Source organism: Vibrio sp. 2092 (assembly GCF_033339635.1).
Lineage (GTDB): Bacteria > Pseudomonadota > Gammaproteobacteria > Enterobacterales > Vibrionaceae > Vibrio > Vibrio alginolyticus.
Genome location: NZ_JAWOUY010000009.1, coordinates 80,111 through 103,223 on the forward strand (window position 1 = coordinate 80,111; position 23,113 = coordinate 103,223).

The following is a 23,113-nucleotide window of genomic DNA, read 5'->3' on the forward strand; positions in this document are numbered from 1 at the left end:
GGTTAACCATAATATTTGGTTTTCATTCGCAATGCTACGTTCACCAAAGCAATCAATACCGGCACTTCGATCAGCGGGCCAATGACACCAGCAAAAGCTTGGTCTGAGTTTAGGCCAAACACCGCGATAGAAACCGCAATTGCCAATTCAAAGTTGTTGCCTGTTGCCGTGAAAGCAATCGACGCGTTTTTGTCGTAGTCAATGCCCATTTTCTTACCAACGAAGAAGCTGACAAAGAACATCAACACAAAGTAGATAGCCAGTGGAATTGCTACACGGAATACATCCATTGGCAGTTCAAGAATCATTTCACCTTTCAAGCTGAACATCAGTACGATGGTCGCAAGCAGGGCGATAAGCGTAATTGGTGAAATGCGTGGGATGAACACGTCGTTGTACCATTGTTCACCTTTCGCAGCGACCAGCCATTTGCGGCTTAGGAAGCCCGCTAGGAATGGGATACCAAGGTAAATCAGAACGCTTTCCGCGATGTCCATCATCGAGATATCAACCACGAAACCTTCGTAACCAAAGACTGGTGGCAACACAGTGATGAACAACCATGCCATCACACTGTAAGTCACGATTTGGAAAGCGCTGTTTAGTGCAACTAGGGCTGCACCGTATTCTTTGTTACCGCCACCGATATCGTTCCATACCAATACCATGGCAATACAACGAGCAAGACCAATCAGAATGATACCAACCATGTAACCCGGATGATCACCTAGGAAAGTCAATGCAAGGATGAACATCAAAATAGGGCCGACAATCCAGTTCATGACTAAAGACAGCGTGATCGCTTTTTTATCTTTCGTCACTGTGCCTAGCAAGTTGTAGTTCACCTTTGCGAGTGGCGGGTACATCATCAAAATCAAACCAATCGCTAGCGGTACGTTTGTGCTACCAACTGACATTGACTCGTTCCACTCAGCAACTTGAGGGAATGCTGCGCCAATACCTACACCGATTGCCATTGCCACAAAAATCCACACCGTTAGGTAACGGTCCAAGAAGCTCATTTTGTCGCTGGCACTATTTAAAACTTGAGTAGTCATAGTGTTCTCTTATTCGTTTATCGTCGAAAGGCGATATTTAAAGGTATAGTTTATCTCTGCACGCCTTAACAGCGTGCAAAGGGCATTAATCAAATAACTTGGAAAATCCTAGATTGAACTGATCAAACGCGTCGCGTTGAATGCGGTAACACACCTTAGGTGGGTTTGGCTCGGCGCTGATAAAGCCTGCTTGCTTGAGAATACGCAAGTGCTCGGAAACAGTAGATTGCGCAAGACCCAGTTCAGAAACCAAATCACTGTTCAAACAACCGCCCATGGTATCGAGCGTGTGCAGGATATGCAGAATGCGCAAACGTGCTGGATGCGACAAAGCTTTTGCTTGTGCTGCGAGAGTTTGTTCTTTCTCGAGCTGTTGTTGCGTTGTCTGAAAAACAACTTCGCACGTGTCCTTACACTTATCACTCATTCGCTGGCCTTAATAGTTAATCGTCGAATTGCGATAAAGTGTACGCCTGCTCTGTGGAAGATGCAACAACTCGATGAAAAAATTAATCGTAAAATAACGATGAATAAAAAATTGAAAAAATATATGTTTTAAAAACAGTGATATAATAAAAAATTAAGTAGGTTACTAAAAGTTAACTAATTGCACTATATTTCTAGGTTACCATAATAAACCACACCCGACGCACAATGGTTACTGCGTCATCTTGTGAACTTATTTAAAGGTAATCCCATGAGCAACGTACTGATCATCAATGCACACGAACCATCACCATATTCAGAAGGTCGTCTAAATGCTTCTCTTGTCGACAAAGCACAGACGCTTCTGCAAGCAAAAGGCCATGAGGTTCGCGTTGTGACAATGCAAGATGAGATCAACGTAGATGAGCAACTCGCACACTTTGAGTGGGCTGATCGCGTGATCATCCAAAGCCCAATCAACTGGATGTCTGTGCCTTGGTCATTCAAAAAATACATGGACGAAGTGTTTACTGCGGGTATGGGCGGCGCACTATGTGCATTCGATGGCCGTAGCGCAGAAGAACCAAAGAAAAACTATGGTACAGGCGGCACTCAAACCAACAGCAAATACATGCTGTCACTGACATTCAACGCGCCAGAAGAATCGTTTGATGATGAGAGCGAATACCTATTCCAAGGTAAAGGCGTGGACGATTTGATGTTCCACATGCATGCTAACTTCCGCTTCTTTGGTATGTCAGCATTACCTACATTCGCTTGCTACGACGTGATGAAGAACGCAGATATCGAAAACGATTTTGTTCGTTTCGAAGCTCACATTAACGAAAACTTCTAATCCTTTTAGAAAGATAGTGCGAACTGAATGATTAATTGAGATGGACTGCTGTACGCGGTCCATTTTTATTTGTTTGCGGCGAGGTGACGTTTTTATTACTCTAAAGCACTAAATGTATCTAGCTTACTTTTCGTTACCTAGATTAGGTGCGTATCTTGAGGTGTATTGTGGAAAGCAGAATCAGTGTAGATAGCAAAGGTCGTAAGTCAGTGGCGAACGTATGTGCGGAGCCATGTGCTATCGAGAAAGGGATGCGTTTAATTGGTGGTAAATGGAAAGGTTCTCTGATTTATCATTTGAAAGACGGCCCAGTTCGTTTCAATGACTTAGCACGCATGCTAGGCGGTGCAAGTAAAAAGATGATCGACCAACGTCTTAAAGAGCTAGAAGCGGAAGGTATGGTGGTGCGTAAAGTGATCAGCGACCGCCCAATTGCAGTCAGCTATGAACTAACAGAGTTCGGCCGTACCGCACTTAAGATTCTTGATGATTTGCGAATTTGGTCTGAAAAGCATCAAATTGAGCTTCGTTAAGACCAAAGTAGTTAATCGCAAACGTCACTCTCTTTTGAAAGCTGATTAACAATACATCGCCGTTTATACCCAAGTAACTTAGATGTGCTTCATTCAAATCGTAATTTGTTTCGTAAAACAACGTACTCTTTCGAGTCAGGCATATCGAAGCTACTTGAGCATAATCGTACTTTTTAAGTTTTTGATTTTTAGTTATTATTTTATCATACTTAATAAGTTGTAGAATAAATCACTCACTTCAGTTGAATTTAAAAAAGCACTATTTAATTCCAGTTTCTTTTCAAAATCGGAATATTTATCGAATTCCTCTTTCTCAACTAAACCTATTGGTGAGTTGTCTTTAACGTGGCTTTCATATTTTTTGATGGTATATAATTTAGACTTTTCGTCAAAATATTGAATTATCTTAATGTTAACGTCAGGTCTCTCCGTATTATACGTGACCGTAATTTTTTCATAATCTTTATTAATCGGAGTCGTAAGCCCTGTAGGGTAGATGATTTTAAACCTATTAATGTCATTCTTCTTCGTGCTTTTATAATGTTTTGAGTATGAAAAGTTTTCAATTGCACTTTTAGTGACGATAATTGACTCACCTTTCTTTAAACCGTATTCGGTACATTCATAATCGTCGACAACCGTAGAATTTCTTTTCTTTTCAATCAGGTAGGACATAGTTGCAGATGTCCCTCCGTGTTCCAGTTTTTGTTGGTTTACAGAACAATAGAAATGACCTTTGTCCACCGTCATTGCGTTGACTTGTTCCGGATTTGAAATGGTGGGATGTATATCTTTTGCTGGATCGTTGTCGCTTCCTCCTGAACCGCATCCAACTAATCCGATACAAATGGCCATATAAAGCAAAGAGATTTTATTCATACTGTATTTCTCAATTAAGATGTGTGATTGCAAATAACGATTAATTACATTTTTATAAAGTGAAATGTTTTTTATTTTAATTGAACGGTGTTTTATTGGTAATTTAATCGTTTGCTTTTATTTTGTCTCTTACGGTATCTATGTTTTCATTTATGGTATGAATTATTAGAATTGCACAATTGTGAGTTGCAATAGGATAATAATCGCTAGCCAACTACTTGTGTAGGTACCGTTATGATTTATATATCCGTTAAGTCTAAGTTTTTAGTCTTAATTTCATGTATTTATCGTGAAAGTGACTTAGAAGTAAATACTTAACGTCGTTTGAGGGGAGCCTGAGCTTCACTGATCTTGTTTTTCATCAAGGCGTTGTATAATGAACAAGGACTCTATTTCCAACTTGTTGATACATATCAGATCTCACGGATCTGATATGCATTCCAAGTTATTCTCACTGAGGCAAGAATCCTAGCTTATTTAAGGATAGAAAGTTTACTTGGGTGTAGAAGATATTAGTAATCCAATGTGCCACGGATAGGGTAGTTATTGTTTGGATCGCGAATCCATGCCAATCCGCGTGATAGCGCGCCAAGCTCAGGGCGAACAAACGGGTTGTTTGAAATATCCACCACGTGTAAGTCGCCGTGTTCATTCACCACAAACAGACCTGGTTCTGCGAAATTATGATCGGTTTCCTGTTCAGATCGAGGAATAGATACATACAAGCCTAGCGTTTTCATTTGTTCTTCGGTCAGGCCGTAAGCGATAGGGAAGCTGATTTCGAGTTTCTCTAGATGCCCCTCTAGCTGTGCTTTTGAGTCGCCAGAAACGGCAAGAATATCGACGCCAGCATCAGCGAAAGCCTGTTTGTAACTCTCAAGCTCGTTGAGGTACTTAGTACAAAGAGGGCAGTGTTTACCACGATAAACGAATACTGCTTGCCAAGTCGCATCACCTTGCGGCTGACCCAACGTTACGTTTGAACCATCTAGCAAAGTGGCTTGAAGATGAGGGAAGCTGTCGCCCGCTTTAAGTTTCACTGAAGTTGCCATATTGACTCCCGAATTGGTGGTGTATATCCATGAATGCCCCTTTCTCAACAAAGCGATTGGGGGATGAGACTTCAATGTAGACTCTGTTTTGCGGTGTTTCAACTAGTTAACTTTTAGTAACCTGCAATAAGGTATTAGAGTGCAAAAGATGAAAAAGCAGAACTTAAGATACAACGAAGTGGGGGTGTAGTATCAGGAGCTAAGTTCTGCTTGAGGTTAGGCTATGACCACTGGAACATATCGTTAAGATAGACCAGAGTCATCACTTCTATTTTATTACTCGATTGAGCTAGGCGTTGCTGAAAAAAGTACGCCATCATTGGCTTCTTCATTTCTTCCTCCTTTACGCTGACGAGTAAATTATGCGTATAAAAGGGGAGATAAAAAAGAGAGTGATTTTGTTGACTTTGTTCCTAATAACGTAAATATCTGGGGCTTTAAAGCCGAATTTGGAGGTTAATTGTGGAAAAGGGGAACAGATAATTAGGAAGTTTTCTTATTTTATTGCCGCCAACTTAAGTAAACTATTCCTATCCACAAACTTCACAGCTCTAAGGTTGATTCAGTGTCTGATCTCAATTTGTTTCGCTATTACCAACGATTACTCTCGTTTAGCGTTGGTGATGAAACAAAAACCACGTTACAGGACATTGCCGACATCATGTTCACTTCTTCTCGGCATGCTCGTAGCCTGCTAGCGCAGATGCAGCAGAAGGCGTGGTTGAGCTGGCACCCGAAAGCTGGGCGGAACCAACGATCGACTCTTATTCTGAATATGGAGTTAGACGTTTTAAAAGAGAGCTTGGCTCTTGAACGTATCAAGTTAGGCAAGTATGAAAAAGCACTGGCGATATTAGATGAAGACGAAATGGCATTTGGCCGTTTGTTAAAAACAACGTCTGGTGCTTCTGTTCAAGAAGGACAGCTAAATATTCAATTAACCTATAAGCGAATGTTTGAGCGCGTCGTTCCACATCAACTTCAGCGTAGCAGCGAACGTTTCTTATTAAGGCAAATCTATTGTTGCTTAGTTTCGAGTGATAACAATGGGAAAGTGCAACCAGAACTCGCACATCACTGGCGTTATGACGAAGACACCTACGAATGGACTTTCTACCTTCGTCCAGGTCTGACTTTTCATAATGGTAATTCCATTGATGCAGAAACAGTGGTTAGCTTGTTTGCAAAGTTGAGTTCACTACAGTACTACGAAAAAGAGTTGGCACATGTTGCTAACATTACTGCGCCAACGCCATTGAAAGTTGTTTTTAAGCTTAATCGAGCTGACTTGGGCTTTGCTGGACTTATTTCTGGAGTGAAATACGGCATTCAACCAGTAAGCCAAGTTAACGTAGCGAATAACAAGCTGGTGGTCGGAAGTGGCCCATTCTCTGTTGTCGAGCACAATGAAAGTCGTTTAAAACTGCAAGCATTTAATGGTTACTATGCATGTAGAGTTCTAACGGATTTGGTGACTATCTGGATTGTTAATGACGAGCAGATGGAGAACCCGTCATTGGCAGCAAATACGTTGCAAAGGGATACTTCGCCCGAGGAGGATTTGTGTGGACACTATATGTCGACGCAAAACCGAGAAAACTCATCGGCGAGCAAGCGTAGCCGAATAGAAGATGGTTGCTTATTCGCTTTATTTAATCAGCACGCTAAGCACAAACTCTCTTTAGCGCAGCGCCGTTATATTAGTGAGCTAATTCAACCTGAGCACTTGGCCGAAGTGATGCGTCGCGAGAATATTGTATTTGGGAGTATACCCGCTTATAACCTGCTACCAGGTTGGAAGCCAGTGCTCCGTCCGTTCAGTGAGCCGCTTAAGTTACCTAAACACATTACGATAGCCGGATATAACTATACCGCGTTGCGTCGCTGTGCGCGGGCTATTTCTAATCGTTTGGTGAGTGTTGGCAGTAAAGTAGAAATTGTTATGTATTCCTATCGTGAGCTGAACGAGAAAGCTAAGAATGGTGAGCTAAATGAGACGATGGTCGTGACGAACATAAACCTAGATGATAATCGTCATGCCTCAGCGTTCACGAACTTCTTCAGCAACGCTGTGCTATTCCACACTTTGGGAGAGAAGAACGCACAATGGTTAGATGAACAACTACAGAGAGTCAGATCTTTCGTTCCACTTGAGGACTACCTTAATGCATTGGAGCCAATTGCATCGACGTTGATCAGCGAATACTGGATTGCACCCATGTTCCACCATACACAAACTTTGCGTTTCCAAGGTGTTTTAGAAGACGTCGCTCTTACTAACTGGGGTTGGCCAGATATTCGCTCGGTGTGGTCTGCGGATTAACTGCCTTAGTTATTGAGCAAAGTGCTGCTTCACGAATTCAATGAAGGCTCTGGTTTTCGCCGATTGATAAATGAGCTGCGGATACACCAAGTACACCGCGTTGTGCTGGTGGTCGGTTTCTTCCGATAAAACCTGCACTAGACGGCCGTGCTCAACGTCTTGTTCGACAAAGTAACTTGCTAACCGAGCAATGCCATTGCCAGACAGGGCTGATTCTTTGAGTAAGCGGTTTTCATTGCTTGAAAGCCAACCTTGGGTTTGAACTGTTCCCGTTTTTAACGGCCACTCTTTTTGATGCAATGTGGTTAAGCATTGATGCTGTTTTAAATCCGCTAACGTCTCTGGCGTACCTTCTTCTTGCAGATACAGAGGTGAGGCAACCAGCCAGTGGTGGTAGTCCAAAAGGTGATGCGCAATCATATTCTCGGGCGGCGTTCTTGTTGCTCGAAACGCAAAGTCGACGCTGGTTTCCGTCAGATTAAACGCTTGATAGCTAGAAAGAATCTCGAACTCTACGTTTGGATGTAAAGCGCGAAACGCCACACACAAATCATGCAGCACCGCTTCGGCAAACATCTTGGGAGCAGTAAGACGAATCAGACCGTCTATTTGCTCAGATTGTTGACTTAAACTCTTTTCCATTTCCATTACGCGGCGTTTGAGATCTTCCGCTTGTGCAAAGATCGACTCACCCTCTGCCGTCAATCTCACGCTGCGTGTGGTTCGAACAATCAAAGGCGTGGCGAGTTCCGATTCCAATCGCTTGATTTGTTCCGACAGGTAACTTTTAGAAATGCCAAGTTGCTCCGCTGCCCTAGAAAAGTTGAGTGTTTGAGCCACTTCGGCAAACAGCATCAGTTTTTCGATTCTTTTGTAATCTGCCATCTTGATTGTTCGTTAACAAGGATAATGAATTCGATTTTACGGTATTAAACTAATTATTACGAACGGTAAGATGGTTAGAGTTAACTTAAGAAATTGAAAACGCAGAAATCGGGAAAAGTGAGAATAACGATGAACAATCCAACATTACCGCTCGCCAAAACCTTACCTAACGTTAGCCGCTTGGTCTTCGGCTGCATGGGACTTGGAGGGGAGTGGAATCGCAACCCATTAACCGCCCAAGATGAAAACCAAGCTTATGCCGCTGAAGAGGCAGCATTAGAGGTTGGCATCAATCTCTTTGATCATGCGGATATCTACAAATTCGGTAAGGCTGAAGAAGTGTTTGGGTGCATCTTAGCCAATGACTCAACCTTACGAGAGCGAATTTATCTGCAATCCAAGTGCGGCATCCGTCTAGGAGATGAGCAAGGTGTTAAGCAGTATGACTTCTCTGCCAAATGGGTGACGGCTTCTGTTGAGGGCATTCTTGAGCGCCTTGGCGTGGAAAACCTTGATGTTTTGATGCTGCATCGTCCTGATCCTCTGGTTGAATTTGAAGAACTGGGCACAGCGCTCCAAGCACTGAAACAAGCTGGCAAAGTTAACCACTTCGGTGTTTCTAACATGAACAGTGCTCAAATTGATCTTCTTCAACAAGCAACGGGCGAAGTTGTTGTGGCGAACCAGTTGGAAATGAGTCTGGCTAAGTCTGACTTCTTCAAGCAAGGTATGGGGCTTCCTTCGTCGGCATCTGACTACGTTGCGGGAACATTGGAACATGCCCGTAAGCACAATATCCAACTGCAAGCGTGGGGCAGTATGGCGCAAGGAAGATTCTCAGAGCGTGGCTTACATTCTGATGATCACAACACCAGGCAGACGGCGGAGATGGTGATGGCGCTAGCAGCTGAATATGGCGTGCCGTCAGAGGCGATTGTTTTAGCCTTCCTAACGCGTCACCCAAACCAAATTCAACCTGTTATTGGTACTGCAAACCCACAACGTATTCGCGCTTGTGCTCAAGTAGAAAACGTCACGCTATCACGTAGCCATTGGTATGGCTTGTTCGAGAAAACCCTTGGTCATGAGATCCCGTAGGAGAGAAAAATGAAATACGTACAAGTTCAAACTCTGATTCAAACGGCATTGGAAATTGCGACTGCTCGCAAGCAAAACATTGCGGTTGCCGTGGTTGATACGCATGGTGAATTGCTCGGCTTTGCCCGAATGGATGATGTGAGTGTGCAAGCAGGTTTGTTGGCACAGAACAAAGCTTACACCTCTTCTAGAGACCGTCAGCCTAGCGGCAATCTGGGTGCTTGGGCTCGTGAGACGGGTAAGCAGTTGAGTTATTGGACTGACCCGAAGATCACAGGCTTTATGGGTGGTGTGCCTATAGAACAAGAGGGGAAAATCGTCGGTGCAATTGGCATTAGCGGTTTGGCTGAGCAAGATGATGAAGCACTTGCGATGGAAGTATTAAACGCGCGTTGAGTATAATGTTTATCAGTAGGTGTGATGCTTTGTCCAGCTTTGTACTCCAAGTTCACAGGCTTCGTCGAGTCACAAAGCTATCTAATAGCCTGAAGTAAGCAGAAGTTGAAATCGCGAACTATGATTAATTTATTTGAAAGCTTTGAGGCCTAAATATGTTTCATAAGGTATTCGTTTCGCTATTTTTTGTTCTCCTCTCAGGCTGTGGTACGAGTGACAGCGCGTTAAAAGAGAGCGGTTATGATGAAGCTTATATCCAAGGCTTTCATGACGGTCGGCATAGTGGTATGCAAGAGGCAGGGAATGATTTTGAACACTATATTAAGGACGAAACAAGGTATCAAACCGACTCCGATTATCGGCAAGGCTGGGATGCTGGTGAGGTAGAGGGTAACAAGTTACAAAAGCAGGCGACCGCGATAGGACAAGGCATGATTGATAATTCATATGAAGAACGTGATGTCTTTGATCCTGATAAAGTGGCGAAAGATGCAATAAAAGGCGTTGATACATCGGAATTGAAAAGCCTAGAGTAACGGACTGATATAAAGAATAAAACTCGTCATTTGACGAGTTTTATTTTTGTCTAAACGATTCATGTTTCAACGCTCAACAGGGCATTCATCGTTTGGGTATGAGCAATGTCGTTAATCACCTTTCTTGTTCTTTTGTTCAAGGACTAACGATAATAGGCGAACGAGCAGGGACTGAGCTTCCGGTGAGAGCAATCTCGCCACGGCCGTTAGGTCATTTGCTGTGACATGCTGAACATCACGTACATCTAAAGCAATATCTAGGTCAGTCAAATGAAGCGAACGCAATATGGCACGATATTGTGAGAGTTTAAGATCGGACTCTCCGCGCTCGATCCTTTGATATGTTTTTACGCTCATTCCAGCGATGTTTGCCATTTGCTCACGGGAGAGGCCATTCGATTTTCGTCTTGCGATCAGTGCTTGAATTATAGGGTCTACCTGCATGTGCTCTCCTGAAAGGACAGTTTTGACCTAAACGGAGCAAGAAGTGGACCAGTTTAACCACCACATATTTACCTGCTTTGCAATCAGTATAAAAATAACTGTCTTATAAAAACGTAAATATTTTAGTCAGTTATTAACTCAATGGAAAAGTATCAATCATACAAATCAATAGAAACGAAAGCTTCTATTCGCAAAATGCAACGCATTTTAGATCATTTATTTAGTGAAATTGATCAGCAACATCGTGAGACTAAAGAGAATGTTGTGACACTGATTCAACAGTCACAACAGCGATTGATGAACTACAAAGAGCTTTACCTTCACAAAGAATCGATAAGTGAAGTAGAGCTGCGGATGGCGCATGAAAATATGAGTGAGACTGAGAAGCAGGTCGCCGATATGGGTATTCTAGTGTTAACTTATATCATTGGCGCGCTAGATAAAGCGTATTAACACAGTCGTAAAGTCGGGCGATACAAGATTTACGCAATTTCGATCAATTGATGACATCTAAAAGAAAGGATGCAAATGCTGGGGAACCACACCCAGCATTCGGACACTCATTTACCTATATTTTCGAACCGTAAATCAGTGTTTAGAGGTATGTGAACCGAACAGTGTCGGTACGCAGCGAATAATAGCGATATTGTCCGATCTAGGCTACGTCCTTGGAATCTAACACCTTCACTTAAACTGTAAATTAATCTGTACACCCAGCCAAATTGAGCCATTGAGCACGTTCTTCCTTCTCTTTAAGCGATAAAAGACTAATTAGTGACGAAAAAAACAACACATCTTAGGTAAAAGATAAGAGTTGTTAAAATATATCGCTATAAGATTGACCTTTTGCTTTTCAATCGTCCTGCTTATGCCTTACAATCTTTTCGAACCAAATCCATTCATAACGAATGGGGTTGATGAATTAAGATGAACAATTTTGCTTCGAACCCAAAGTTGCGCACATTTCATCAACGATGACATCGCCAAAAATGACTCTCAAGTGTTCATGTGCAAATGATTAACCACCTTTTGTTGCATGTTTTCTTAGCCATACAGGGCTCTTGTAACCAAATTTTGACTAAGTCGGAGCGTTTTGTTGTGTGCTTTAGATAAAGCACAACTGGTGAGAAATTAACGGATTGAATTTAGAGGTATTAACCGTGAACCTAAAACTTGTCGGCAGCTCCCTGATCGTTGCAGGTACTGCTCTTGGCGCTGGTATGCTTGCTATACCAATGGTGCTTGCTCAATTTGGCCTCCTTTGGGGCACTCTTCTTATGTTGTTCATCTGGGCTGGAACGACTTATGCTGCGCTGCTCCTTCTTGAAGCCAGTTGTAAAGTAGGTGGTGGTGTGAGCATGAATGCAATTGCTCGCGAAACGCTTGGTAAAGGAGGCCAGTTGGTAACCAACAGCTTGCTTTACGCCCTGTTAGTTTGTCTATTAATGGCTTACATCATTGGTGCGGGTGATCTCGTACAAAAAGTAACAGCCTCATTTGGGCTTCCAACATCTACGATCTCAAGCCAAGTCGGTTTTACTCTTTTAGTTGGTATCATTGTTTCGGCAGGTACAGGGGTAGTAGATAAGCTGAATCGCGGTTTGTTCCTAGGCATGATCGTAGCGCTGATCCTGACACTTTTTGCGCTTGCACCAAGCGTCTCGTTTGAAGGACTTGATGAGGTTGTGAGCGACGATAAAATGGCACTTATCAAAACCAGTTCGGTGCTTTTCACCAGTTTCGGTTTTATGGTCGTGATCCCGTCGCTTGTAACTTACAACAAAGAAGCGAGTAAAACACAGCTGCGTAATATGATTATCGTGGGCTCAACTATTCCGCTTGTTTGTTACCTATTATGGTTGTTAGCGGTTGTCGGCAATCTACCACCTCATGAGCTTGTTCAATACTCCAACGTAACAGAGTTGATCTCGGTACTAGGTCAGCAATACGAGGGCTTAGAGTTCATCCTATCCATGTTTACTGGTTTGGCACTACTAACGTCGTTCTTAGGTGTTGCAATGGCGCTATACGATCAAAATGCAGACCTACTGAAAGCAAGTAAGCCAGTGATTTTTGTTACTACTTTTGTGCTACCACTATTAGGTGCTGTATTTGCGCCAGAACACTTCCTAGCTATTCTCAGCTACGCGGGGATTATTCTTGTGTTTCTCGCGGTCTTTGTTCCATTATCAATGACCATGAAAGTGCGCCGAGTGCCGGTAGAAGATGACAATATTTATGAAGCTGGTGGCGGCGCAATGGGAATGAGCATGATCTTCCTATTCGGCTGTTTCTTGCTGTTTGCCCAAGCAGTATAAAATCACGCTAGCTTATTTAAAAACTGAGCCGCTTGTAGTCAAACGGGCGGTTTTTTTGTATTCATAGCCGAACCCAGACCACTCAAAGTCATCAGCATTTGTGATGTTTGACGTTTCTCTGATAATCACGGTTAGCGCTGACTTTTTAGTAAAACTCCTTAGCGAAAGGCTGACATGTACAGTGATTCACCCTTCTATTATATCGATGTTGATATGAATAAGAGGCTCTGTTGTGTCAAAGCAATTATCTTTTGCCATGGTTGGCGTTATGTTGTCTTTAGGTGTGTTGAGTACAGAAGCGGTGGCTGACCCGAAGCATAAGCATGGACATCGGTACGATCACCATCATGCGCATCACCACCATCATAAACACAAGCGCAAGCACAAGCATAAACACAAATATCGTGACGTTATTTATGTGGAGACCCGACGACCAAGGCGCAGTTACTATTACCATGACCGAATTCCTCGGAATAGTACCTACATAAAGATTGGAGATTTCACTTATCTAAAAGTGGACGACCGCTATTATCGTCGCTCTAATGATCGCTATATCCATGTCGAGTTCAATTAAACTTGAAAGGACACATAGTCGGCGTTCTTGTAATGTTGAGCTTAATAGCACCAACATGGCACATGTAACATCGACCAATACTAGGGTAGAGGGTTAAAAACAAAAACAGCGAGCCGGTGCTCGCTGTTTTTGCTTAAATGAGTGTTAGACAGTAAATCTATTTAAGATTTGATCTTGTTTATGTACATCTTCTTGTTGCGCCTGCATCGCGTCGTTGGTTCGATTTGCCGATTCGGCGACTTGAGTCGATAGGTCTTTAATATTCACCGTATTGTTGTTGATCTCTTCAGCGACGAGGCTTTGCTCTTCCGCTGCTGAGGCAATTTGCAAGTTCATATCGGAAATACGCTGAATCGCATCACGAATGCGTTGTAACGCACTATTTGCTAAATCCGCTTTTTCAACGGCCTCTATAGCACTACCTTTGCTTTGATGCATGGCATTTGCCACAGATGAAGCGCCAGATTGTAGTTGCTCAATCATAGTACGAATCTCTGTTGTCGACTCTTGAGTACGTTGTGCCAGTGTACGTACTTCATCTGCAACAACGGCGAAGCCTCGGCCAGATTCTCCCGCACGTGCAGCCTCGATTGCGGCATTCAACGCGAGTAAGTTCGTTTGGTCCGCAATATCGTTGATGACTTTTAGAATCGTTTCGATATTGGCGGTAGCAGATTCCAACACTTGTACTTCTTCGACTGCAAGGTCAATGCTATCGGAAAGCATGTTTATCGTTTGTGTCGATTCACCAACGATAGAAGACCCCTCAACCGTTGCTTGGTCGGCTTCTTTGGCTGCACTTGCCGCACCTTGCGCATTATTAGCAACCTCTGTCGCGGTGACAGACATCTCATGCATCGCGGTAGCAAGTTGTTCTAGCTCTTGCAGCTGAGTGTGAATTGCGCCTGCCGAGTCTTTTGCGCCCTCAGCGGTGATTTGAGTTCCGTTTAAAATTTGATCAGAAATACGTTTCGACTCAATGATTTGCTGTTGTAAGTTCTCCATGAACGTATTGAAGTTTGTGGCAAGCTCAGAAAACTCTTGGTCAGTATCTGTTTCGAGGCGTTGTGTAAGGTCGCCTTTCCCTGATGCTACATCTTTAATCGCATTGTTTAGCGTGTCCAAAGGACGCATGAGAGTGCGAATCAACAGAGTTAGGGCGATAATAGATGCAATCACGGCAATGATTGAATAAATAATAGCGTTGTTACGAAGCTCTCCTACGGCAGAATAGGCAACAGCTTCATCGATCACCGAACCTACGTACCAGTTCTCGCCAGGAATGTGAGTCAGGTTAACCATGTAGCGGTTGCCATCAATCTCAACATGTTGTGCTGATTGCGTAAGTTCGATTTGCGGGAGGTAGCTACCGACCTTCTCGCCGTTATACTTACTTTGAGGGTGAGCAATGGTTGTGCCATCAGCGGTGATCAGAAATAAGTAACCAGCATCAAACAGATTCACTTGGTTGACCAGATCAGAAAGGGTAGTTAATTCGAGGTCATAAAACATACCGGCTAAAAACTGGCCATTTTCTTTTACTGGCGTACCAACAGAGATGATAACGTTTTTCGAAGACGCATCGACGTACGGATCGGTTACGACCAAATCGCCTTTGCTCTTAGCTGCAATAAACCAAGGACGCTGACGTGGGTCGTAGTCTGGACCCGCATCCCAGCCGTCGTCATTTTCAATCACAAAGCCATTACTTTCATAACCAAAACCGATGGCAAGGAAGCTGCTTTTTGGCGTCGGTCTTTCAAGTATGTTTTGAACATAGCTATGTGAACTGGGATCAAGCTCAATCACTTCAGTAATGGAGCGAGCGAGATCCTTCTTTGCATTCATTTCTGATTGCACAGTGTTACCAACACTGGTCAATATCTCGTTGACACTTGAGTCGATTTGCTCCTGAGTTTGGGAGCGGATGGTCATAACTTGTTGTGTCGACAATAACGACACGGTAATTAGCAGCAAAAATGAAGAGGCTGTGACAACCTTATGTCTGAATTTCATGAGCTTTCCTCTGATTCTCCCGGTTGGTTCCACTTTGCTTTCGCCTCTTTTAAACCGAGCGAATTGGGCATAAAGAGAAACCTATTGTGTTTGGTTATATTTTTATCGACATCCTTGTCAAAAACATGAACTCATTTGTCGTCTTTTTTAACTAAATTTAAACAAAACGGTAGTTTACGTTAAAACTTGTGAGTGTGATCATGTTTGCGAGCTCGATTAATGAAATCGTCATAATGAAAAGAATTGCTTAACAAATAGTGGCATCAACTGGCTTTGCAGGTGAGGTGATGAAAATTTTGTTGGTGCTGGCAGGTGTTTTGTTGAAGTTTTGTCTTTGTAAATTATGAGCTTTTTACTAAAAGCCTAATGTGAACGGAGTTTTGGGTATAAAAAAGGCCCCGACGATGCGGAGCCTTTGTTTATTGACGTCTCGATTTTAGAAAATAAGATGAGCAACGCCAGCAATCACAGGTAACGTGATTAACGTACGTAAAATGAAAATTACGAAGAGCTCTACAATGTTTACTGGAATTTTGCTGCCTAACAGTAGGGCACCTACTTCCGACATGTAGATAAGCTGAGTTACTGACATTGCTGCAATAACAAAACGTGTCATTTCGTTATCGATTGAGGCCGCCAAAATTGCTGGAATAAACATATCTGCAAAGCCAACAACGATTGTCTGTGATGCTGCAACAGCTTCAGGGACTTGAAGTAGCTCTAGGTATGGGATAAACGGTTGACCCAGAATTGCAAATACAGGCGTGTATTCTGCAATCACCAATGCAACGGTACCAAGACCCATCACTACAGGTAATACGCCAAATACCATGTCGACTGCGTTGTGTACGCCTTCTTTAAATACAGACTGAACCGATGTGACTTGACCAGCACGCTTAAGAGCTAGATCCATACCCCAAGAGAATGTGGTGTGGCCTTCTGGCACTGCATCTGCGTCTTTATCTGGGTTGCTGCCGTCAATGTAGCGATCTTTCTTCAGACTAAGCGGAGGCAGGCGAGGAATGATAATCGCAGCTACGATACCAGCTAGACAGATAGCGCCGTAGAAAGGCAAAAATAAGTGCTCTAGTTTTACCTGAGCGATAACAACTAGGCTAAACGTGATCGATACTGCTGAGAAAGTGGTCCCGACAACAGCCGCTTCACGCTGAGTATAGAACTTATTTTCGTATTGCTTGCTGGTTAGCAAGATACCAACACTTCCGTCGCCTAACCAAGATGCCATACAGTCAATTGCACTGCGGCCAGGTAGGTTGAATACCGGACGCATTATTTTACTGAGTAACGCACCAAATAGCTCCAGAAGACCGAAGTTCAAAAGAAGCGGAAGCAGTAAACCCGCGAAAATGAAAACGGCAAACAGAGTAGGTAGGAGACCAGTAAGAACAAGCCCGCCAGTGTTTTCTTCCCAAATTGCTTTTGGACCCACTTGGAAAAACGTCATTAACACGGCAGCGCCGCCGATTAAACGAACAACGAGCCAAAGTGGAGATGGGTTGAAGAGACCGTTTAAAAAACCATTACGTAAAATTGCAGCTGGCTTAAAAATTTTGCAAAGAACAGAAGCAACGGCCATGAAAGCGATGATACTGGTGACGATAGCAATCAAGGTATCGCCTAACACCGCTGGGATGACTTTTGCCATCACGGCAACGGGAATGGTTAGGCCACCATCGTAAGAGATCGGAGCCATAAAGAGTAGAAGACCAATTAGGGAAGGGATGAAAAACATCCAAAAGTTGCCCTTAGGAGCTTCAGTAGCATTAGTGGTGTTATGCATAGTTGTCTCGTGTTACTACTAGTCAATACTTGCCATTTCCATGACATAAATATTCACTAAACATCCGTATTTAATCACAGTTTTGCGGAGGGTACCCGCAAACTGCATCCATTGCAATACTATTCATTAAATACATCTAGTTATTCAGCCGATTTGTCGGGTAATTGGTCAAATAACGTCTAAGTGTATGCGAATATGTTGCTTGTGTTAGAAAATTGTAGCACGAGGGGCGAATTGCGCAGTGAATTATGGGGCGCATTGTGACTGGAATAATAAAATGGTAAACAAATGTGATTTTGATCTAACTAACTTCTTTGCCAGAAATTCAGTTAGCCTTATCTATTCTAAGGTTTTTAGTGGTGTCAAAATACCGTTCAGCGTTTCTTGTACCGTTGCAGTGTGAACCTATTGAGCCAAATCCGATTGAAGCATGTCGCTTCAATCGGATCGAAATTTTATGCTTTTTGTTGACGGCTAAGTATGTATAGGTAACTCCAGTAAATCAGAGCTGTAGAAAAAGCCAATATTGCTGGGAAAACCAGCGTATATAAACCATATACCGTAAATAGAGCCGCTCCCGCGACGCCGCCAAACAAAAAGCCAAAGAAAATGAATAGGAATAATTTTGCTTTACGTCGGTCAAATTGACGACCTCTCAAGCTCTCTCCAATCATAATCCCTAGATCGGTGATGATTCCGGTCATATGTGTGGTTCTGACTACTGCGCCGCTAAACGTGGTGATCATTGCGTTTTGTAATCCACATGCTGCTGATGCTAGATATTGGCCGTACAAATCCCCTTGCACCAAAAAGCCCAAGCTGAGTAAGAGCAAGCTCCCTTCTATGCACAGTGCAACACCATATCTTCGCCCTAGTTTTAACGCACTGCTTTCAATAAAAAAGCCGCTAAAGGCAGCGCCAATCAAAAAGCTAAATACGATGAAGAGCAGGTGAATGGAGCTATCCACACCTGTTAGCAAGCTGTTCCCTAGCTGAGTTACGGTTCCCGAAAGATGAGTTATCGCTTGGTGTTGAAAGCCGAGAAGACCAACGGCGTTGACGCAGCCCGCGAGAAGAGCTAGTAGAAACGCGCCATATTCCACCCAACGAGGAAGTCTGGAAATCACAATAAACCCCAACCAAATATTAGGAGCCGATTATAACGCTCACACCGAGTTACGAAACCCTTTACAGTAAAACTCGATTGATCATTCTCAAAAAAATCTCACTTATAGGTCGTTTGTCCGAGCCAAAGTAAATACGTGAACGCGGATTGCTCGCTAGCAGATGTGTTCCGTTGTGCATTCGAAACTCACCCACCCGTGTTTCATTTGTTCATAGACTGAAACGGTAGGTTGGTGGAACTCTTTATCGGTAAATAGACCGACGGGAATGATCATGATTTCCGGGTATGCAGAAACGAACAACCTCATTGTCGTGCCGCAGGATGGACAAAAGTCATACTGAACCTCACTGCCATCATCGCCAATTCGGGTATAGCTAGTGACTTCACCGTTTAAAGTGACGTGCTCTTTTTCAAAGCGAGCTTGTACCCCAAAAACACTGCCAGTTCGTTTTTGGCATTCGAAGCAATGGCAGACAGACGTGTGGGTGGGCTCTCCCTTACAACGGATCTCAACTAAACCGCAGGCGCACTCGCATGTATGAATGGTTTTTGTCATCGTGATTACCTATTTGTCCCAATACACCAATAGACCTAGAGCACAGAGCTTGTGTCACTAGCTCGTTATGAGCTCTGGACTTGAAACTATTTGGATACAATCAGTTTAGTTGAATTTTGAAACACTTGAAGAGGTGAAATCATTTGGGTATACAATGGTATACTCGCTTTTCGTTTATACCTTGAAACAAGGAACTCTTCATGACTCACAAAAAAATCCTGCCGATACCACTTATTCTACTTATTCCAATCGTTTTATTGGTTGTGGTTGTGATCGCAGGTGTTTATCGTTTTAGTTTGTCTGATGACGAGATCATGGCTAAGTTTCCTCAAACAGAAGTAGAAACGAACGTTATTGTGCAAGAGACGCTTGGTATCACTGCACGTAATCCTTGGACGATCCAAGTCCCCGAGCAGGGTGCGGTCACTTTTCTTGATGAGTGGGATAAAGAAAACGGCTATTTGATAGGTGACTATGATGCAGGTGCGACGAAAGGTCAGGTACTTGTTCCAACTGCGTCGATTAGCCAGCGTGAGATTGAAGGTGTTTCATGGGTTGTTGCACCGATGATTGTAACGACACAAGGTAGCGGTTCGTTTAACTATGTTGGCTTGTTCAAGTTTGACCCCGTGCCGAGCAGAGTTGTCCTTTTAGACAGTATTTTTGTTGGTGACCGCGTGAAATTTACTCAGCTCGAATGGAAAAGTGATACAACTATCACGCTTTCATATTTAGCGCACGGTGACGATCAAGCAATGGCAGACACGCCAAATCAATTCAATTCATCCACATTACAGCGTGTAGGGAATAACTTACATATGCAACAGTGATGAATTTTTTTTGAGTTCTGTAAAAATTCAGTATTTTCTGCGCTAGATCTCGAAATTTCCTAGTGATTTCTTATTCGGGAATGCATAAGCTATGAGCCTTGTTTGAAAGGAGATAGTAATTCCCGTGTCTACAAATGAAATTACAAGACGGTTGCCGAATCTGACAAGTCGTAGAGCGCTGCTGTTATACTCCTTGCCAGTTTTAGTTGCGATTGGTGTTTCTCACTCTCTCAAAGAGTCATCTTTAACCAAAACCATCGCATTGAACCTACCTGAATCTCAGGTCGTTGAAAAAATTCTTGATGCGACAACTGCCGAAGTTGTCACTCCCCCGAACTTCGAATATCAAATCCAAGCAGGTGATAACCTAAGCACTATTTTTAGTCAGCTCGGTTTCGGTTACAGCTCGTTAATGAAAGTAATGGAAACGGATTTGAACTACTTGGCACTTGATACACTTAAGCCGGGCAATACGCTCCGTTTCTGGCGTGATGATGCGACAGGCGAGTTAGCGAAAATGGAACTGCAATTTTCTATTGCAGATAAAGTGGTCTACAAGCTGAATAGTGATGGTAGCTATGACTTTACTGATATTTCCATTCCTGGCGTGTGGAGCCAAGAACCTTTAGTTGGCGTTATTCAAGGCAGTTTTTCTTCTTCTGCGAGTCGTTTAGGTTTAACGTCGGCGGAAGTGAGTCAAGTCGTAAGCTTACTCAAAGAACAACTTAACTTTGGACGTGATCTTCGTGCAGGTGATCGATTTGAAGTTGTTCGTCGCTCACAAAGCATCAATGGTGTACCAACAGGTAAGAACGAAATTGAGGCGATTAAGATTTATAATCGCGGCCGCGAGATCACCGCTTACCTTCATACTGATGGTCAATTCTACAATGCCAAAGGTGAAAGCTTACAGCGCGCATTCCAGCGTTACCCTGTAAGTAGTCGTTGGCGTATCAGTTCTGGCTTCAACCCTAATCGTTTACATCCAGTAACGGGGCGTGTTGCGCCGCACAACGGCACTGACTTTGCTGTACCAACCGGTACACCAGTCGTTTCTACTGGTGATGGTACAGTGATCATGACTCGTAAACACCCTTATGCGGGTAACTACGTGGTTGTTGAGCACGGCAGCAAATATAAAACCCGTTACTTACACCTAAGTAAGATTTTGGTGAAGAAAGGGCAAAAGGTTTCTCGAGGCCAGCGTATCGGTCTTTCTGGTAAAACAGGTCGAGTGACTGGGCCACACCTTCACTATGAGTTGATTGAATACGGCCGTCCAGTTAACGCTATGCGAGCAAATATCCCAATGGCGAGTTCTGTTCCTAAGAAAGAGATGGCTACTTTTGTCGCGAACAGAGATGAAATGGATAGACTATTACGCGATAAAGAGAAAGCAGTGCTGTAATAAAGTACTTCGCTCAAAAAACAAAAAGAGACTAAGCATAGCTTGGTCTCTTTTACTTTGTGCATTAACTAGATTTGAATTCTATGACAGCAGTCTGTTCAGTACGTTAGGCACTCCGCACTTCACGTTCATTTATCAGGTGTACGATTTCTTCAACACTGTGTGGACGAGAGTAAAAATAACCTTGGATGTAGTGGCAGCCCATTTCAATTAACTTTTGTAGTGCTCTATCGTCTTCTACGCCTTCGGCAATCAAATCCACATCAAGCAGCTCTGCCAATTGCGCTATCAAAAACACTACTTGTTCAGAGGTTGTATTTGAGAGCATGTTCTGCACAAAGGTAGCATCGATTTTGATGCTATCAATCGGATAATTGTGTATATAGTTCAAGCTTGAGTATCCCGTACCAAAATCATCCAGTGCGACTTTAAAACCCAAGTATCGCAACGAGTTAAGTACCATCTGTTCACGGCCACTTTGTGAGAGCAAGACGGTCTCGGTGAGCTCTATAACAAAGTCTTTTGCTTCGTGCTGATACTTTTCAACCATGTTGGTTAAGTGATTAATATAACGGTTGGAATCAACCAGCTCATACGCTGAGCAATTGATGGAGAGTTTGACTTTATAGCCTAGGTTCGCTTCGAGTTCTTGCTTTGCGATACACGCGAGTTCAATAATCCGTTCACCTAACTCGATAATCAGGCCTGATTGTTCGGCAGCTTCAATGAACTCCGCTGGAGAGATATTTCCATAGATATTGCTATTCCAACGAGTCAAAATTTCAAAGTAATTCCAGCGGTCGCTCGTGATATCAACGATCGGTTGAACCACTACATACAACTCATCGCTGTCTTGTATATCAGTACTTAGCTGGATTCGCATTGCCTCAATAAGCTGCGTCCTACGGTGGTATAACGCACTAAGGTGTGTGTCGTAATGCTGAATCCGTGTATCGCGGTGTTTTTTACAATCTTTGAGAGCGAGACTGGCATTCAAAATCAGCTCATCGCTGTTCAACATATGTACTGGGGCACGTGCAATACCAATACTAACGGTGAAAGAAATCCGGTTAGATTTGTCGCTGTAGCCGCTTTCAATTTTGTCGAGTACTTCCTGACACACGGCGACAGGATCTTCGTCGTACGTGATGAAGGCGAATTCATCTCCTGCAACACGGAACGCATTGTTTGGCGACGACAAGCTCTGTTGAATGGCGTTAGCTGTGAACTTAATGATTTGGTCGCCGATATAGTTTCCGTTGATATCATTGATCGATTTGAAATTATCGATATCAAGATACGCCAAACTGAATGGGCGAGTCGCCTGCTGCGTTAATGTCTCCAAGGTATCAGCTAAACAGCTACGGTTGAGCAGTCCAGTTAGGTTATCATGCGATACCTCATAGCTAAGCTGATTAAGAAGCTTATCTGAACGTTCACTGACCCACTTTTCACGTAAGCTATGAATAATGACATTGGCATAAAATCGGTGGAAGTCGAGGATATCTTGCGCTTCTTTCGCGTGGATGCTTCGGGTAAAGGTAGACAGTAAAATTCCCAGAACTTCGCCATTTTGTGTCTTCAATGGCAGGCCAATGTAAGCTTGAATGCCATCTTCTTGAAACATCTGATCTTCAGGAAAACGCTTGTATACCTGGTCTTGATAGAAAATATGTTCGCCAATGTCTTTCGCCACTTTTTCACAGGGGGTGCCTGAAAGGTGGTAGCTTAGGTTGTCTGTAATTTTTCCATTGCTGGCGAAGGAAATGGTATGAGCCGAATGCTGAAGATGCGCAACTTCTACAACGCAAGTGCAATGGCTCTGCAAGTGTTGATGAATATCTAGCGTGACTCGGTTTAGCTGAGCCGTGCCGTTTAGCTTCAATATCTCATCAATTTTGTGGAAACTGATTTGTACCTGACCCATCGAGCATTTCACCTAGCGTTGTTATTAACATATCGTGTAAGACACGACGAATTATTATTTGATATGCATCA

Annotated in this window: 22 protein-coding genes; 11 read left to right on the top strand and 11 right to left on the bottom strand. The window is 43.2% G+C overall.

Features of this window, described 5'->3' with window-relative positions; translation table 11 throughout:
* Nucleotides 1–2: 2 nt before the first annotated feature.
* Both arsB and R7P80_RS16250 read right to left on the bottom strand, forming a co-directional pair.
* The gene (gene arsB, locus R7P80_RS16245) at nt 3–1,058 is read right to left on the bottom strand and encodes an ACR3 family arsenite efflux transporter (RefSeq protein ID WP_005375449.1); all 1,056 of its coding nucleotides are present in this window, start codon (nt 1,056–1,058) and stop codon (nt 3–5) included.
* A gap of 85 nt (nt 1,059–1,143) precedes the next feature.
* A complete protein-coding gene (locus R7P80_RS16250) occupies nt 1,144–1,485 on the bottom strand; it encodes an ArsR/SmtB family transcription factor (RefSeq protein WP_005375451.1) in 342 nt (113 codons plus the stop codon).
* Nucleotides 1,486–1,755: 270 nt separating this feature from the next.
* Here R7P80_RS16250 and R7P80_RS16255 point away from each other — a divergent pair, with 270 nt between their 5' ends.
* Both R7P80_RS16255 and R7P80_RS16260 read left to right on the top strand, forming a co-directional pair.
* A complete protein-coding gene (locus R7P80_RS16255; RefSeq protein ID WP_054730289.1) occupies nt 1,756–2,340 on the top strand; it encodes an NAD(P)H-dependent oxidoreductase in 585 nt (194 codons plus the stop codon).
* 167 nt (nt 2,341–2,507) lie between these two features.
* A complete protein-coding gene (locus R7P80_RS16260; protein ID WP_005375456.1) occupies nt 2,508–2,873 on the top strand; it encodes a winged helix-turn-helix transcriptional regulator in 366 nt (121 codons plus the stop codon).
* A 195-nt stretch (nt 2,874–3,068) separates the two neighbouring features.
* On the opposite strand, the gene R7P80_RS16265 is transcribed toward R7P80_RS16260, so the two are convergent.
* Together R7P80_RS16265 and R7P80_RS16270 are read right to left on the bottom strand one after the other, a co-directional pair.
* Nucleotides 3,069–3,752, bottom strand: a complete 684-nt coding sequence (locus R7P80_RS16265) for a hypothetical protein (protein ID WP_225491747.1) — start codon at nt 3,750–3,752, stop codon at nt 3,069–3,071.
* Nucleotides 3,753–4,264: 512 nt separating this feature from the next.
* Entirely contained in the window at nt 4,265–4,804 is a 540-nt protein-coding gene (locus R7P80_RS16270; protein WP_054578683.1) for a redoxin domain-containing protein, read from the bottom strand.
* 565 nt (nt 4,805–5,369) lie between these two features.
* On the opposite strand from R7P80_RS16270, the gene R7P80_RS16275 reads away from it, so the two are divergent.
* A complete protein-coding gene (locus R7P80_RS16275) occupies nt 5,370–7,127 on the top strand; it encodes an SgrR family transcriptional regulator (RefSeq protein ID WP_053303779.1) in 1,758 nt (585 codons plus the stop codon).
* 9 nt (nt 7,128–7,136) lie between these two features.
* On the opposite strand, the gene R7P80_RS16280 is transcribed toward R7P80_RS16275, so the two are convergent.
* Nucleotides 7,137–8,012, bottom strand: a complete 876-nt coding sequence (locus R7P80_RS16280) for a LysR family transcriptional regulator (RefSeq protein ID WP_225491746.1) — start codon at nt 8,010–8,012, stop codon at nt 7,137–7,139.
* 129 nt (nt 8,013–8,141) lie between these two features.
* Between R7P80_RS16280 and R7P80_RS16285 the strand changes: the two genes are divergently transcribed.
* The 3 genes from R7P80_RS16285 to R7P80_RS16295 all read left to right on the top strand — a co-directional run bounded on the left by R7P80_RS16285 (nt 8,142) and on the right by R7P80_RS16295 (nt 10,042).
* Nucleotides 8,142–9,110 (top strand): aldo/keto reductase family oxidoreductase, encoded by a 969-nt coding sequence (locus tag R7P80_RS16285; protein WP_225491745.1) that lies wholly within the window; start codon nt 8,142–8,144, stop codon nt 9,108–9,110.
* A gap of 9 nt (nt 9,111–9,119) precedes the next feature.
* On the top strand, nt 9,120–9,506 hold the full coding sequence (locus R7P80_RS16290) for a GlcG/HbpS family heme-binding protein (protein ID WP_130545856.1): 387 nt from the start codon (nt 9,120–9,122) through the stop codon (nt 9,504–9,506).
* Between the two features lie 155 nt (nt 9,507–9,661).
* Nucleotides 9,662–10,042: a hypothetical protein gene (locus tag R7P80_RS16295; protein ID WP_005375467.1), complete on the top strand. Its 381-nt coding sequence runs from the start codon at nt 9,662–9,664 to the stop codon at nt 10,040–10,042.
* A gap of 111 nt (nt 10,043–10,153) precedes the next feature.
* On the opposite strand, the gene R7P80_RS16300 is transcribed toward R7P80_RS16295, so the two are convergent.
* Nucleotides 10,154–10,486 carry a helix-turn-helix transcriptional regulator gene (locus R7P80_RS16300; RefSeq protein ID WP_031780945.1) on the bottom strand — a complete coding sequence of 111 codons (333 nt, stop codon included), beginning with the start codon at nt 10,484–10,486 and terminating at the stop codon, nt 10,154–10,156.
* Between the two features lie 141 nt (nt 10,487–10,627).
* On the opposite strand from R7P80_RS16300, the gene R7P80_RS16305 reads away from it, so the two are divergent.
* The 3 genes from R7P80_RS16305 to R7P80_RS16315 all read left to right on the top strand — a co-directional run bounded on the left by R7P80_RS16305 (nt 10,628) and on the right by R7P80_RS16315 (nt 13,378).
* A complete protein-coding gene (locus R7P80_RS16305) occupies nt 10,628–10,939 on the top strand; it encodes a hypothetical protein (protein ID WP_225491744.1) in 312 nt (103 codons plus the stop codon).
* A gap of 707 nt (nt 10,940–11,646) precedes the next feature.
* Nucleotides 11,647–12,804, top strand: coding sequence for an amino acid permease (locus tag R7P80_RS16310; RefSeq protein WP_053303777.1), 1,158 nt, complete (start codon nt 11,647–11,649; stop codon nt 12,802–12,804).
* Nucleotides 12,805–13,036: 232 nt separating this feature from the next.
* The gene (locus tag R7P80_RS16315; RefSeq protein WP_225491743.1) at nt 13,037–13,378 is read left to right on the top strand and encodes a hypothetical protein; all 342 of its coding nucleotides are present in this window, start codon (nt 13,037–13,039) and stop codon (nt 13,376–13,378) included.
* A gap of 144 nt (nt 13,379–13,522) precedes the next feature.
* On the opposite strand, the gene R7P80_RS16320 is transcribed toward R7P80_RS16315, so the two are convergent.
* The 4 genes from R7P80_RS16320 to R7P80_RS16335 all read right to left on the bottom strand — a co-directional run bounded on the left by R7P80_RS16320 (nt 13,523) and on the right by R7P80_RS16335 (nt 18,877).
* A complete protein-coding gene (locus tag R7P80_RS16320; protein ID WP_213870576.1) occupies nt 13,523–15,394 on the bottom strand; it encodes a methyl-accepting chemotaxis protein in 1,872 nt (623 codons plus the stop codon).
* A gap of 436 nt (nt 15,395–15,830) precedes the next feature.
* Entirely contained in the window at nt 15,831–17,195 is a 1,365-nt protein-coding gene (locus R7P80_RS16325; protein ID WP_017635848.1) for a YjiH family protein, read from the bottom strand.
* Nucleotides 17,196–17,650: 455 nt separating this feature from the next.
* Nucleotides 17,651–18,322 (bottom strand): YoaK family protein, encoded by a 672-nt coding sequence (locus R7P80_RS16330; protein ID WP_005375484.1) that lies wholly within the window; start codon nt 18,320–18,322, stop codon nt 17,651–17,653.
* 153 nt (nt 18,323–18,475) lie between these two features.
* A complete protein-coding gene (locus R7P80_RS16335; RefSeq protein ID WP_017635849.1) occupies nt 18,476–18,877 on the bottom strand; it encodes a GFA family protein in 402 nt (133 codons plus the stop codon).
* Between the two features lie 200 nt (nt 18,878–19,077).
* Here R7P80_RS16335 and R7P80_RS16340 point away from each other — a divergent pair, with 200 nt between their 5' ends.
* Both R7P80_RS16340 and R7P80_RS16345 read left to right on the top strand, forming a co-directional pair.
* Nucleotides 19,078–19,707: a hypothetical protein gene (locus R7P80_RS16340; protein ID WP_017635850.1), complete on the top strand. Its 630-nt coding sequence runs from the start codon at nt 19,078–19,080 to the stop codon at nt 19,705–19,707.
* A 124-nt stretch (nt 19,708–19,831) separates the two neighbouring features.
* Nucleotides 19,832–21,115 (top strand): peptidoglycan DD-metalloendopeptidase family protein, encoded by a 1,284-nt coding sequence (locus R7P80_RS16345; protein WP_025768471.1) that lies wholly within the window; start codon nt 19,832–19,834, stop codon nt 21,113–21,115.
* A 106-nt stretch (nt 21,116–21,221) separates the two neighbouring features.
* On the opposite strand, the gene R7P80_RS16350 is transcribed toward R7P80_RS16345, so the two are convergent.
* A complete protein-coding gene (locus tag R7P80_RS16350; protein WP_005375494.1) occupies nt 21,222–23,042 on the bottom strand; it encodes a putative bifunctional diguanylate cyclase/phosphodiesterase in 1,821 nt (606 codons plus the stop codon).
* Nucleotides 23,043–23,113 lie beyond the last annotated feature (71 nt).

What these genes read in the sequence shown, in the direction of transcription:
- arsB (WP_005375449.1), bottom strand. Translation starts at nt 1,058, where the DNA reads ATGACTACTCAAGTTTTAAATAGTGCCAGCGACAAAATGAGCTTCTTG.
- R7P80_RS16250 (WP_005375451.1), bottom strand. Translation starts at nt 1,485, where the DNA reads ATGAGTGATAAGTGTAAGGACACGTGCGAAGTTGTTTTTCAGACAACG.
- R7P80_RS16255 (WP_054730289.1), top strand. Translation starts at nt 1,756, where the DNA reads ATGAGCAACGTACTGATCATCAATGCACACGAACCATCACCATATTCA.
- R7P80_RS16265 (WP_225491747.1), bottom strand. Translation starts at nt 3,752, where the DNA reads ATGAATAAAATCTCTTTGCTTTATATGGCCATTTGTATCGGATTAGTT.
- R7P80_RS16270 (WP_054578683.1), bottom strand. Translation starts at nt 4,804, where the DNA reads ATGGCAACTTCAGTGAAACTTAAAGCGGGCGACAGCTTCCCTCATCTT.
- R7P80_RS16280 (WP_225491746.1), bottom strand. Translation starts at nt 8,012, where the DNA reads ATGGCAGATTACAAAAGAATCGAAAAACTGATGCTGTTTGCCGAAGTG.
- R7P80_RS16285 (WP_225491745.1), top strand. Translation starts at nt 8,142, where the DNA reads ATGAACAATCCAACATTACCGCTCGCCAAAACCTTACCTAACGTTAGC.
- R7P80_RS16290 (WP_130545856.1), top strand. Translation starts at nt 9,120, where the DNA reads ATGAAATACGTACAAGTTCAAACTCTGATTCAAACGGCATTGGAAATT.
- R7P80_RS16295 (WP_005375467.1), top strand. Translation starts at nt 9,662, where the DNA reads ATGTTTCATAAGGTATTCGTTTCGCTATTTTTTGTTCTCCTCTCAGGC.
- R7P80_RS16300 (WP_031780945.1), bottom strand. Translation starts at nt 10,486, where the DNA reads ATGCAGGTAGACCCTATAATTCAAGCACTGATCGCAAGACGAAAATCG.
- R7P80_RS16305 (WP_225491744.1), top strand. Translation starts at nt 10,628, where the DNA reads ATGGAAAAGTATCAATCATACAAATCAATAGAAACGAAAGCTTCTATT.
- R7P80_RS16320 (WP_213870576.1), bottom strand. Translation starts at nt 15,394, where the DNA reads ATGAAATTCAGACATAAGGTTGTCACAGCCTCTTCATTTTTGCTGCTA.
- R7P80_RS16325 (WP_017635848.1), bottom strand. Translation starts at nt 17,195, where the DNA reads ATGCATAACACCACTAATGCTACTGAAGCTCCTAAGGGCAACTTTTGG.
- R7P80_RS16335 (WP_017635849.1), bottom strand. Translation starts at nt 18,877, where the DNA reads ATGACAAAAACCATTCATACATGCGAGTGCGCCTGCGGTTTAGTTGAG.
- R7P80_RS16340 (WP_017635850.1), top strand. Translation starts at nt 19,078, where the DNA reads ATGACTCACAAAAAAATCCTGCCGATACCACTTATTCTACTTATTCCA.
- R7P80_RS16350 (WP_005375494.1), bottom strand. Translation starts at nt 23,042, where the DNA reads ATGGGTCAGGTACAAATCAGTTTCCACAAAATTGATGAGATATTGAAG.